Below are 13,274 nucleotides of genomic sequence, written 5' to 3'. Positions count from 1 at the left end.
ATCGCAAGGCACAGGCAACATGGATCGCAGACGTTTCCTGCGTCAGGGCATGGCGGCAACCGCTGCCGTCGGTTTTCTTCCTGCGTTGAGCAGCGGCGCTGCCGACGCGCGCGGTACGGTGTCGGCGCCCCTTGCCCGGCCCGTGCTGCAGCCCGCGACATCGGTCGATCTCACCGGCTTCACCGCGCTGGCCAGCTTCCAGCACCGTGGCGTGGCGTGGACCGCGCTTGAGGATCTGCGCACGCCACAGGGCGCGCTGGTCCTGGTCTGCGCGGACGGCCTGCTCGAGCTTGGCAAACGGACCGAGGACGTGTGGGGCAGCGACACGCCCCCCTACCTCGGCATTCCGCTGGCGAAACTGGCGATGGCCGAGGCCGACCTGCTGGCCGACGCGCTGCTGGGCGATGGCGACCCGAGCGAACAGGCGGTGCGTGACGTTGCACCGCCTCCGGCTTCCCGGCTGGACCCCAAGGATCACAACGGTCGCCTGCCGTGGACTACCTTCGTGGGCACGGTGCAGGCCAACGACACCATGCAGATCTACCCGGATGGGCGCAGCCGCACCTATCGCGCGGTGCAGTCTTTCCCGGCGCTTGCCGATGCAGACAACGTCGCGCACCGGGTCGAAGGCCTGCTCGGTGGCTGGATGCCGGCGGTGCACAAGGTGGTCCCTGCCGGGGAGGGGCGCTGGTACGACGTGCTGGTGTTCGCCGATGTGAACGCGCAGGACCGCTTCATCGTGCAGACCTGGCACCGCACGGTGCTGGTGGAGCAGGGCAAGGCGGTACGCACGGTGGTCGGCTACAGCTACCCCGATTTCCCGCCGCGTCGCACTGGCGCCAGCGTCGAAGATTTCTATCGCGGTGTGATCGACTTCGCCGCGAGCTGGCAGGCACAGCTGGCCCAGGCCAGTATCGCGCAGCTGCCCGATGCCAGCTGGTCGGACCTGGCACGGTTCGCGTTCGCGCGTGAGCTGGTGGTGCGCCCGGGCGGCGTGTATCCGAAGTACGGTGCGGTTGATCGGGATTACGTCGGCAACGAGTACGACGGCTTCCAGGACACGTTCACCAGCTCGCTGTACGCCAACCTGGAATGGGGACGGTTCGACCAGGCCAGGGCGGTGCTGGACAACTACCTGAGCGAGTACACCCAGGCCGATGGGCTGGTGAACATGCGCGGGCCGGAAATCGGCCAGTTCGGGCTGACCCTGTCCCTGCTGGCGCGCTATCTGCGCTACACCGGCGATGTCGCACTGCTGCGCAGCCACCAGGGCAAGATCGAGGCGACCGCTGCGCTGCTGGTGGAACTGCATGATGTCAGCCTGGCGTTGCCACGCAGCGACCGCGGGCACGGGCTGATCCATGGCTGGAGCGAGTCCGATGCCTGTCTGTATCCCGATCCCACGTTGTGGTGGAAACCGTACTTCGGCAACAGTGCGCTGACCATCCGTGGTTGGGAAGACATCGCCGCCGTATGGCCGACCATCGCGGGCGGCCAAGGGGCCAGCCGCCAGTGGCGCCAGCACGCCCGGCAATTGCGCACGCGGCTGCTGCAGAGCATCCGCGCCGATATCCGCCATGACCTTCGGCCCCCGTATCTCGGGCCGCTGCCGGGCACCACTGAAACCTTCCGCCAGGCGATGTCACAGGAGGACCCCAGCAAGAGCGAGCAGCTATGGTCGCATCGCGCCTACGCCGAGCTGCTGCAGGCCGATGTGTTGCCACCGGAGATTGCCCACCTGGTGATCGACTGCCTGCGCGGCCACGGTGGCACCACACTGGGCATCGTCTCCAATATCTGGAAACCGAGCCCGGAAGGGCGCGACATCCTCGGGTTCATCTCCTATGGGCACGCGCAGCAGCTGCTCCGCCTGGACCGGATCGAGGAGTACCTGTTGTTCCTGTATGCGCACCGTTACCAGGCGCATACCCGTGGCAGCTGGACGGCAGGCGAGGTGGCCGGCATCACCGGCGGGATGCCGCTGTTCTGCATGCCGGCGCAGATGACCGTGCCGCTGCTGCTGCGCTGGATGCTGGTGTTCGACCAGGACCAGGACCTGTATCTGGCCCGCGCGGTGCCGCGGGACTGGCTGGCGACCGGCAAGCCGATCGAACTGCAGGAGGCGCCGACCCCGTGGGGCAGGGCCGGACTGCGCCTGCGGGCCGATACCGGACAGCGCCGCATCGACGCCGAACTCACGCTGCCCGCCATGCGGCCCAATGCCATCTGGCTCACACTGCGCGCGCCGACCGGGACGCAGCTGCGTGAGGTGACGGTGGACGGACGACCGGCGAAGACGGCTGGGCCCCAGCACGACCGCGTGCAGATTCCGTTCGCTGCCGGTGCCACGGTCGTGGTGCAGGCCCACTACGACTGAGGACGCCGCCCATGCCCGCCTTCCATCCTGACACCACGATTGATCCGTCGCGTCGCCGCTTCCTGCAATGGAGCGCGCTGGCCGCCGCCGCCGGCATGCTGCGTTTTCCACTGGAGGTGGCAGCATCGGTCGCAGGCACGGTCACCGCGCTGCCCTTGCAGGCGGTCCGGCTCACGCCATCGATCTTCCTGGACTCACTGCTGGTCAACCGCCGCTATCTGTTTGAACTGGAACCGGATCGGCTGCTGCACAACTTCCTTCAGTACGCGGGGCTGCCGCCGAAAGGCGACGTGTATGGTGGCTGGGAAGGCGACACCATCGCCGGGCACACGCTGGGCCATTACCTCAGCGCGCTGTCCAAGCTGTATGCGCAGACCGGGGACGCCCAGGTCAAGCAACGCATCGAGTACATCGTGGCCGAGCTGGCGCGGGCCCAGGCGCAGGATCCGGACGGCTATGTCGGCGGGTTGACCCGCAAAACCGATGCGGGCGAGATCGTCGGCGGCAAGAGCGTGTTCGAACGTGTGCGCGCGGGCGCGGTGAATGGCAGCAAGTTCAACATCAACGGCAGCTGGTCGCCGCTGTACACCGTGCACAAGCTGTTCGCCGGGCTGCTGGACGCCGATGCGCTGGCCGACACCCCCCAGGCACTGCAGGTGCTGGAGCCGTTGGCGGCGTACCTCGCCGGCGTGTTCGACGCGCTCGACCACGCGCAGATGCAGTCGCTGCTGGCCACCGAATTCGGCGGGCTCAACGAATCCTACATCGAGCTTGGCGCGCGCACCGGCAATCCGCGCTGGATCGCGATCGGCAAGCGCCTTCGGCACGAAGGAATCGTCGATCCGGCCATCGCCGGCAAGGACGATCTTCCGCATCACCACGCCAATACCCAGGTGCCCAAGTTCATCGGCGAGGCACGTCAGTTCGAGGTCACCGGTGACGCAGACAGCGCTGCGGCGGCACGATTCTTCTGGGAGACGGTCACCGGCCACTACAGCTACGTGATCGGCGGCAATGCCGACCGCGAGTACTTCCAGCAGCCCGACACCATCGCCGCCTTCCTCACCGAACAGACCTGCGAACACTGCAACAGCTACAACATGCTCAAGCTGACCCGGCATCTGTACCAGTGGACGCCACAGGCGCGCTACTTTGATTACTACGAACGCACGCTGCTCAACCACACCATGGCGGCGCAGCATCCGCAGACGGGCATGTTCACCTACATGACGCCGATGATCACCGGTGCCGAGCGGGGTTTCTCCGACACGTTCGATTCCTTCTGGTGCTGTGTGGGCAGCGGCATGGAAGCGCACGCGCAGTTTGGTGACTCGATCTACTGGCACGACGGGCAGTCGCTGTACGTGAACCTCTACATTCCCTCGCAGCTGGACTGGAAGGAGGGCGGGTTGGCCCTTGAGCTGGACAGCGACGTTCCGCACACCGGCAACGTGCGCGTGCAGGTGACCCGCGCTGACGACAAAGCCCCCCGGCGTTTGATGCTGCGTATCCCGGCCTGGGCCGACGGGCACCATGCGCTGAAGCTCAATGGGCGCACAGTGTCGGCCACGCCGAAGGAGGGGTACATCGCCCTGGAACGGCGGTGGAAGGCGGGTGATGTGGTCGAATTGGCGCTGGACATGCCGCTGCGTCTGGAGCCCGCCGCAGGCGACCCGGACACGGTGGTGGTCATGCGCGGCCCACTGGCACTGGCCGCCGATCTGGGCCCGGCCGCAACGCCGTACGACGCGATGGATCCTGCCCTGGTGGCGGACGTGTCTCCGTTGTCCGGCTTTGTCGCGCTGCGCGAGCCCACCCGCTTTCTGGCCAGTACCACCCGCCCGCGGGCGCTGGAGTTTTCCCCGTTCTATGCCCAGCACGACCGGCGCAGTGCGCTGTACTTCAAGCGCATGGACCCGACCCAGTGGGCGGACGAAGCGCAGCGCCGGGATCGCGCCAAGGCCGAGCATGCTGAGCTTCAGGCCAGTGCGGTGGACATGATCCAGTTCGGCAACGAGGCCTCGGAGAAAGACCATCGACTGGCCAGCGACACCTCGTTCGCTGCGGCCTACCGGCGTCAGCAATGCCGCGATGTACGCGGCAAGGGATTCGTGGCGTTCGTGATGAAGGGCAGTACACAGCCCTTGGCCCTGCGGTTGCGCTTCTGGGGTAGCGACAAGGGCCATTTCAACATCCTTGTCAATGGGGCGCTGGCGGTCGAGGTGGCGGTGGAGCGCGGGCAGGTGATCGACTTCGTCGACCGTGATTACCCGCTGCCGCATGCACTGACCCGCACGGGCCAGCCGTTGACCTTCCGCGTCGAGCCCCAGCACGGCGACACCGCCGGACCGTTGTTCGGTGGGTGGCTGATGCCTGCGTGAGGTGCGCCATGCCTTATTCCGCATCCAGACGCGATAAATGCGACAAGACGCCAGGTCCAGCCACCCGGCACATTGTGACCGCGAGATGAAAACGTTGTAGGCACCCAAACACCGTCTGCCCATGTGCGCCCTGGCGTGGAACGCCAGCTCGCAAGCCCCATCGAACCGATTCACTGGCGCATGCCGGTGCGGGGGACTGTTGCCCCTCGATACCGCTGGCCTGCACATGACCGAGGAACTCCGCCATGACGCCCCATCCGTCCCCCGCACCGCATGCGTTGTCGTTGTCCCGATCCGCCTTGGCGGTCCGCCGCCCACTCGCGGCCGCGGTCGCTACCGTCGTGATGCTGGCGGCCGCTGTGCCGGTGCTTGCGCAGGACACGGCCGCCCCATCCGGCAGCGCACCTACGACCCTGGACAGCATCGTCGTCACCGGCTCGCGCCTGCGCCGCGTCGATACCGAAAGCGCCAATCCGGTGGTGACCGTCACCCAGCAGCAGATTGCGGCCACCGGCAAGGCAACGGTCGGCGATCTGCTGCAGGAACTGCCATCCATTGCAGGCAATTCGACCAATCCCAACACCAACAACGGCGGCGGCACCGGCGCCTCGACCATCTCGCTGCGCGGGCTGGGTGACAAGCGCACGCTCGTGCTGGTCAACGGCGTGCGCCTTGCCTACAACGACGTCAATGCGATCCCGGCCACCATGATCGAGCGCATCGAGGTGCTCAGCGATGGAGCATCGGCGGTGTATGGCTCAGACGCCATCGGTGGCGTGGTCAATTTCATCCTGCGCGACACCTTCGAGGGCGCACAGTTCACCGCGGATTTCGGCACCAGTGGTGAGCGTGACGGCAATCGCCGCAACTTCTCGCTTACCGGTGGCAAGGCCTGGGATCGCGGCAGCATCGTGGCTGGCGTGTCGTATCACAACCTGGACGCGGTTTCCGCGCTGAATCGGGACTATTCCAAGGATGCCCTGTACCTGAGCAGCGGCGTGGCAGTCAAACAGGGTTCGTCCGCGACACCGACCGGGTCGATCAACTTCAACGACGGCTCGGCCGCATCACGTGCGCTGGCGGCGAGCAACGGCTGTTCGCGGGTGACGTTGAACGGGGGCGTCTCCGGCGCGACGGACCCGGGCGACTTCCATTGCTACACCGCCGCCAACGACTCGTACAACTATCAGCCCTACAACCTGCTGCAGACGCCCCAGGAACGCACCAACGCCTTTGCGCTGGGCACGTTCCGGTTCACCGACAACGTTGAGGGCTACCTCAATACCTGGTTCAGCAAAACCGAATCGGCCTCGGTAATCGCCCCGATCCCGATCTTCGCCAATGGCGACAACTTCCTGGTCTCCGCACAGAGCTACTACAACCCGTTTGGCGTCAATTTCGGCACCGATCGCACCACCGGTACGTCCTACAACGACCTCAACACGCGGGTCACGGTGCTTGGCAATCGCCGTTACGAGTACAAGACCGATAATGTCCAGATCAGCCCCGGCCTTCGCGGTGGCTTTGGTGACAGCTCCTGGCGGTGGGACGTCAACCTGAACTACGGTCGGGTCAAGCAGACCTCGACCAACTACGGCTTCCTGGACTACGCCGCCTTCAACCAGGCGGTCGGTCCGTCGTTCCTGGACAGCGACGGCACCGTCAAGTGCGGCAGCGCCGGCAGCGTCATCGCCGGTTGCACGCCGCTCAACATCTTCAATGTCAACGACCCGTCCAGCCTGGGCACCCTGCAGTCGATGGTGGTCAACCCGGTGGCGACCAGTGTGTATACGGTCAAGCAGTTCGAAGCCAATGCCAACGGGGATCTGTTCCAGCTGCCGGCCGGCACGGTGGGATTGGCCGCCGGTGTGTCGTATCGCAAGGAAGCCAGCACCAGCAAGGCCGACGCGCTGTGGACGGGTGACGAGAACGGCTTGTGCGGCGTGATCGAATTCTGCGCCTCGCAGTTGAGCGGACGTTTCGACGTCAAAGAGGCGTATGCCGAAGCGTTGTTCCCGCTGCTGAAGGATCTGCCGGGCGTGCAATCGCTCAACCTCAGCCTGGGCACGCGGTTCTCCGATTACAGCTCGGTGGGCAGCAAGACCAACAGCAAGGTGTCCATCGAGTACCGTCCGATCCAGGACCTGTTGCTGCGCGGCACCGTCTCGCAGGTTTTCCGTGCACCGAACATCAATGAGCTGTACTCGGGCGTGGTGGGCGATGCGCCAACGGTCAATGATCCGTGCAATGGCTACACCGGTGGCAACGACGTGGCCTGCGCCAACGTGCCCACCAACGGCAGCTACCACCAGGCCGATGGCCAGATTTCGGGCAAGGCGTCCGGTGCCGAGGTCGCGGGCTACCAGCTCAAGCCGGAAACCGGCAAGTCGTATGACGTGGGCTTCGTTTACGATCCGCGCTGGCTGGAGGGGCTGTCGATCAGTGCCGACTGGTGGCGCATCGATCTGGAGGACACCATCACCGGCGTATCGGCGCAGACGGTGCTGAACCAGTGTTATGCCAACCCGGCGAGCGCGTTCTGCGCGCTGATCCACCGCAACGGCAACGGCACCATCAACTACGTGGCCGAACCCACCGTCAACCTGGGTACGCTGGCCACCCGCGGAGTGGACTTCAACACGACCTACCGGTTGCCGGTCACCCGCTGGGGCACCTTCTCGGCAGGGCTCAACGGCACTTACCTGGAGCGTTACGACGTGCTGCCTGACACCACCGACCCCAGCACGGTGACCATCCGCAATGGCGGCATGTACACCTATGCGTACGGCAACTTCCCGCGCTGGCGTGCGCTGGGAACGCTGAACTGGGCGCAGGGCGACTGGAGTGCTGCCTGGCGGGCACGTTACGTCGGCAAGACCCGGATCGGCAGCAGCGACCTGGACCAGGGCCTGTCGGCCGATACCGATGAGGCCGGTGTGGTCCGAAGGATCGGGTCGTTCGTGTATCACAACGTGCAGATGGGCTACACCGTCGCACAGTGGCACACCAGCTTCGAGCTCGGCGTCGACAACCTGACCAACAAGCAGGCGCCGCTTTACTACGCCAACAATGGCGGCAACGGCAATACAGACGTCGCCACCTACGATGTGCTCGGCCGGTTCTACTGGGCCCGCATGTCGGTCAAGTTCTAGGCAGCGGAGTTGATTTCCTTCCTGCTGCTCTCTGCCCTGAACGGGTCAGAGAGCCGCGGGATCAAACCTCAACGGCGAGCGTCGTCGCGCGCCTTGCCCACGTCGCTTTGAACTTCACCGACGCCCTTCTGGATCTTGCCTTCCACTTCCTTGGTCTTGTCGCCAGTGACTTTACCCACGACTTCCTTCACGGTGCCCTTGACCTGGTTCTTGGCGCCTTCAGTGCGATTCTTGTCCATGGTTGACTCCACATAGTTGGGAAGAGAGTGCCCGTGCTGGGCAACGCCACACTGCGGGAGTCGCGGTGTCGTGCCGGTGAAGTTCCAGTGCAGGCGATGTCATTCCTCGTCACTGGTCTGCCTTGCGTTCATCGCAGCAACCCCGGAAGTCCCTCAGGAAGCGACTGCGTGTCAGCACTGGCGTGTGCAAAACGGCGCATGGCGTTGGCTCATGGCCCCGGCTTTCGGGCCGCTTCGCTCAGAGCAGCGCGACGCTGGAGGTCTGCGGCACCATGTCGTTGCGGGCATCCAGCCGTGCGTGGCTGATCGCCTGGTGCGAGCCACACTGGTGGCAGCGGAACAGTGCGCCGCCAGGCAGGTGGATCAGACTGGCGTCTGCCGAGGAGGTGGTGCCGCAGGGGCCACACTCGACAGTCAGCGCGATGATGCGTTCGACCGCGCCTGTGTAGGAGTAGGCGGCTTCGAAGGCATGGACAACGAAGGGGCGTGCGTGGGGCATCGTTGTACCTGAGGCAGTGGGGTGGAGTGAGCATCCACCGGCGGGTGTGATGGCGTCGTGCTGGCGTTTTCCCGATCAGGGTACGGACTGCGGATCCCCCAACGCCGCCTTGCGTTCCTGGAACACCTCCGGCGTCTGCGGCTTCACGAACAGCGCCACCAGTTCGGGATACTCCGCTTTCACCGCCATTTCGATACGCGTGATGCACGCCTCGATCTGCGGCGTCGTCCGATCATCCTCGAACTCCGCGCTCAGCATCGCGACCACCTGGTCCGGGCCCATCTGCATCGTGGTCACGCCGTTTGCCCGGCGCAGGTCCGCATCGTGGGTGGCCACGACAAGGATGCGCTTGGCCACGCTGGGATGCGCAGGCTCACCTACCAGCAGGCCCTTGGTTTCGCGGGCCAGCAGGAAGGCGGTGACGGCCAGCACGCCGGCAATGCACAACGAGGCCACACCGTCCAGGATCGGCATCTCGAGCAACTGTGCGGCCAGCAGGCCGATCAGGGCAAAGCCCAGCCCGAGCAGGGCGGCGCTGTCTTCCAGCAACACCGTGAAGGTGGATGGATCCTTGCTGCGGCGGAAGGCCTCGAAGTAGCCCATCGCGCCTTTGGTCGCGCGGAACTCGCGCAGCGCGATCCACCAGGAGGCGCCCTCGAACACGAGCGAGACGCCGAGCACGATGTAGCTGATCAGGTGGTTGGTGGCCGGCTCCGGGTTACGGATGTGCTGGATGCCTTCGTAGGCCGAGACACCGGCACCGGCGGCGAACACCAGCAGCGCGACGATGAAGCTCCAGAAGTACAGCTCACGCCCATAGCCGAACGGGTGGGTGGTATCGGGTTTCTGCTCGGCCCGGCGCAGGCCATACAACAACAGCAGTTCGTTGATGGTGTCCACCAGCGAGTGAACGCCCTCGCTGAGCATCGCCGAGCTGCCCGAGATGCCGGCGGCGATGAATTTGGCGATGGCGATGGCCAGGTTGCCGGCGAGCGCGGCGTAGATGACGAGACGGGAGCCGGTAGGCTTGGCCATGAGGGAGGCGCAGGGGAGGGGAGAAGCGCATCATCCGCAACCTGTTGTCCGGGCGGCGTGCAGGCCATCGGCGGCCCGGAAAGACGCCAGGATTCCACCGGCCCTCACCTTGACGCAGAATTGCAGGCGGTGGCGTAAATTGCTTTCCCGTTCTGGTGGGCAACCCGTTGGCCGCCGCCTTCCCCCCGCGCTCTGCAATACCTTCAGTTCAAGGTCTGGTGCCCCGATGAAGTCTGTCTGTCCATCCTCTCCCGCGCCCGTGCGCGGTGCGCGTGCTCCGGTGCTGCTGTGGTGGTGCGCGTGAGTGGACCGCCGGGGCGCTTCCCCGGCAGTACCGGGGGGGTGGCCGAGCAGGTCCGGGCGTTGGATTGGCAGGCCACGCCGGTGGGCGCCATCGAGACCTGGCCCAGTGCGCTGCGCAATGCCATCAACCTGATCCTGGCCTCGCCCGAGAGCATGTATGTGGTCTGGGGCGATGATCTGACCTTCTTCTTCAACGATGCCTACAGCCCGATTCTGGGCCCCCGCCTGGAGGGTGCGCTGGGCGCCCCGCTGAAGCAGCTGTGGGCCGATGCGTGGGATGCGGTGCGGGGCCCGATCGAGGCGGCGTTCGCGGGGAACGCGTCGCGCTACGAAAACCTGCCCATTGCCATGAGCCGCCGCGGTGAGCCGGAAGAGACCTGGTGGACCTTCTCGTTCTCGCCCATCCATCTCGATGACGGCAGCGTTGGCGGGGCGTTCTGTGTCACCAACGAGGTGACCAACATCGTTGTGGCCCAGCAACGCTTGGCCCGTGAGAACGAACGGCTGATCGCGCTGTTCGACAAATCGCCGATGTTCATGGCATTCCTGAGCGGGCCTGAGCACCGCGTGGAGCTGGCCAATCCCGGTTACGAGCGGCTGGTCGGCAACCGTCATGTGTTGGGCAAGTCGATCCGTGACGCGCTGCCGGAGATCGTCGAGCAGGGCTTCCTGCCGCTGCTGGACGAGGTGTATCGCACCGGCAAGCCGTACATCGGCAACGAGGTGGTGTACGACGCCCCATACCCGTCCGACCCCTCATCGGCCAGGCGGATGCTGGATATCGTGTTCCAACCCGTGGCCGGGGAGGATGGCGCCACGGCGGGCGTGTTCGTGCAGGGCCTGGATGTCACCTCCCACATCGAGCTGCAGCGCTCGATGCGTCGGGTGGAGGCCCGCAACCGCCAGATCATCGACAGTGCCAAGGACTATGCGATCGTGGCCTCCGACCTGGAGGGCAGGGTGACCTTGTGGAACGCCGGTGCCGAGCACATTTTTGGCTGGACCGAGGCAGAGATGCTGGGCCAGAGCGTCGAGGTGATCTACACCGCCGAGGACATCCAGGCCGAACGGCTGCGACACAACCGCGCGGTCTCGATCGCATCCGGCGGCGTCAGTGGTGAACGCTGGTTGATGCGCAGGTCCGGCGAGCGCTTCTGGGCGAACGGCGCGATGACCGTGCTTCGCGGCGAAGACGGGGCGGTGCTGGGCTTCGTCAAGGTGCTGGGCGATCGCACCGAAGAGCAGCGGGCGAGCGCGGCGCTGGTGCATAGCGAGCGTCGCCTTGGCGCGCTGGTGAGTGCCTCCTCGCAGTCGTTGTATGCGGTGAGCGCGGACTGGCGCGAGATGCGGCAGATCCTGCCCACCGGTGCGGAGGCAGCCAACGATGGCCTCCCGGTCATCACCGATTGGCGCGAAAAGTACGTCCATCCCGACGATCTGCTGCTGCTGGAGCAGGCCATCGCGCGCGCGATGGAGCATCGTCAGCCGCTGGCGCTGGAACACCGCACGCTGCTGGCCGATGGCAGCGTGCGCTGGGTGCAGATGCGGGCAGTGCCGCTGCTGGACAGCACGGGGGTGATCACCGAGTGGTTCGGCACCGCGGCGGATGTGACCGAGCGGCGCCAGGCCGAAGACCAGCTGCGTGAGCTGACCCAGACCCTGGAAGAGCGCGTGCAGGCCCGCAGCGCTGAGCTGCAGGTGGCCGAGGAGCGCTTGCGGCAGAGCCAGAAGATGGAAGCGGTCGGCCAGTTGACCGGCGGTCTGGCGCATGACTTCAACAATCTGCTGACCGCCATCTCGGTGGGCCTGGAGCTGCTGGAGCTGCGTATCGATCAGCAGCGCTATGACGATGTCGGCCGCTATCTGGAGATGGCACAGTCCAGTGCTGCACGCGCCACCGCGCTCACCCAACGCCTGCTGGCCTTCTCGCGCCGGCAGACGCTGGCGCCGACGCCGGTGGTGGCCGATACGATGGTACGCGGGATGCTCGACATCATCTCGCGCACGCTGGGGCCGTCGATCGCGATCTCCACGCACTTGGACTCCGATCCTTGGGCCGTGCTGGTCGATGTGCCGCAGATGGAAAATGCGTTGCTCAATCTGTGCATCAATGCACGCGATGCAATGCCCGACGGTGGCCCGCTGATCATCAGTGCCGCGAATGTCACCTTGCAGGGGCAGGCCGCTGCGCTTCTGGATACGCCGCCAGGCGACTACATCCGCCTTGCGGTCAAGGACGCCGGCACCGGGATGGACGCGGCGGTCATCGAAAAGGTGTTCGAGCCGTTCTTCACCACCAAGCCGATCGGCCAGGGTACGGGGCTGGGGTTGTCGATGATCTATGGGTTCACCCGGCAATCCGGCGGGCAGGTGCGGATCGATTCGCAGCTCGGCCAGGGCACGACGGTGGAGCTGTATCTGCCGCGCTTCATCGGCGAAGCGGCGGGCACGCCGGCCGAAGACACGGTGCAGGACGTGCCGGTGGCATCGGCACCCAGCGTCGGCACGATTCTGGTGGTCGAAGACGAGGAGGCGATCCGTGCGCTGCTTACCGAGGTGCTGGGCGGGGCCGGCTACCGGGTCCTGCAGGCACCGGAGGGGGGGCAGGCGATCGATACCCTACGGTCGGAGGAGACCATCGATCTGCTGATCACCGATGTCGGGCTGACCGGTGGACTCAACGGTCGCCAGGTCGCCGACGCAGGACGTCAGGTCCGCCCGGGCTTGCCGGTGTTGTTCATCACCGGCTATGCCGCCTCTGCGGCGGTCGGTGCCGGTCAGCTGGAGGAGGGCATGGAAGTGCTCACCAAGCCCTTCACCACCACCGAGCTGGAGCGCAGGGCACGCGCACTGCTGTCTGCCAGCAGCAACCACTGAACGCGTTCCGGGCGGCTAGACGAGCGCCCGGACGGTACTGAGCAACTGCCGGAGCGTGAACGGCTTGCGTAGCAGCTTGATGCCGCAGGCCAGGAAGTCGGGGCGGGCACCTGCCTGTCCGGCGTAGCCGGTGACCAGCAGGATCGGCATGGCCGGGTGGAGCGTGGTGGCGAGCGTGGCCAGATCGCGGCCATCCATGCCGGGCAGCCCGACATCGGAGACCAGCAAGTCGAACGGTCCTTCGCGTTTCAGGCAGCCCAACGCTGTCTCGGCGTCAGCAACATCGAGGACATCGAAACCGTCCTCGCTGAGGATGTCCTTGGTCATCTCCCGGATGGGCGCATCGTCTTCGACCAGAAGCACGCGGCATCGCGGGTGGTCTGTCACAACGGTCATTGCGGTGGCTCGCCC

Annotated in this window: 8 protein-coding genes; 4 read left to right on the top strand and 4 right to left on the bottom strand. The window is 65.8% G+C overall.

What is annotated here, in order from left to right; genetic code table 11:
• Positions 1-19: 19 nt before the first annotated feature.
• From ACWV8V_RS07555 to ACWV8V_RS07545, 3 genes are all read left to right on the top strand, one after another.
• Positions 20-2,377: a Tat pathway signal protein gene (locus tag ACWV8V_RS07555; RefSeq protein WP_455899364.1), complete on the top strand. Its 2,358-nt coding sequence runs from the start codon at positions 20-22 to the stop codon at positions 2,375-2,377.
• 11 nt (positions 2,378-2,388) lie between these two features.
• Positions 2,389-4,758, top strand: coding sequence for a beta-L-arabinofuranosidase domain-containing protein (locus tag ACWV8V_RS07550; protein ID WP_455899363.1), 2,370 nt, complete (start codon positions 2,389-2,391; stop codon positions 4,756-4,758).
• A 245-nt stretch (positions 4,759-5,003) separates the two neighbouring features.
• On the top strand, positions 5,004-7,910 hold the full coding sequence (locus ACWV8V_RS07545; RefSeq protein WP_455899362.1) for a TonB-dependent receptor domain-containing protein: 2,907 nt from the start codon (positions 5,004-5,006) through the stop codon (positions 7,908-7,910).
• Between the two features lie 68 nt (positions 7,911-7,978).
• Here the strand turns inward: ACWV8V_RS07545 and ACWV8V_RS07540 are convergent, their stop codons facing one another.
• From ACWV8V_RS07540 to ACWV8V_RS07530, 3 genes are all read right to left on the bottom strand, one after another.
• Entirely contained in the window at positions 7,979-8,149 is a 171-nt protein-coding gene (locus ACWV8V_RS07540; protein ID WP_019184192.1) for a CsbD family protein, read from the bottom strand.
• 238 nt (positions 8,150-8,387) lie between these two features.
• Positions 8,388-8,648: a hypothetical protein gene (locus tag ACWV8V_RS07535; protein WP_259259688.1), complete on the bottom strand. Its 261-nt coding sequence runs from the start codon at positions 8,646-8,648 to the stop codon at positions 8,388-8,390.
• 75 nt (positions 8,649-8,723) lie between these two features.
• On the bottom strand, positions 8,724-9,683 hold the full coding sequence (locus ACWV8V_RS07530) for a cation diffusion facilitator family transporter (RefSeq protein WP_455899361.1): 960 nt from the start codon (positions 9,681-9,683) through the stop codon (positions 8,724-8,726).
• A gap of 300 nt (positions 9,684-9,983) precedes the next feature.
• Between ACWV8V_RS07530 and ACWV8V_RS07525 the strand changes: the two genes are divergently transcribed.
• Entirely contained in the window at positions 9,984-12,863 is a 2,880-nt protein-coding gene (locus tag ACWV8V_RS07525; protein WP_455899360.1) for a PAS domain S-box protein, read from the top strand.
• 15 nt (positions 12,864-12,878) lie between these two features.
• Here the strand turns inward: ACWV8V_RS07525 and ACWV8V_RS07520 are convergent, their stop codons facing one another.
• Positions 12,879-13,259 (bottom strand): response regulator, encoded by a 381-nt coding sequence (locus tag ACWV8V_RS07520; RefSeq protein WP_184997138.1) that lies wholly within the window; start codon positions 13,257-13,259, stop codon positions 12,879-12,881.
• Positions 13,260-13,274: the final 15 nt, after the last annotated feature.

The organism is Stenotrophomonas sp. Ker107b (assembly GCF_053847245.1).
This window is presented reverse-complemented; position numbering and strand designations above follow the sequence as displayed.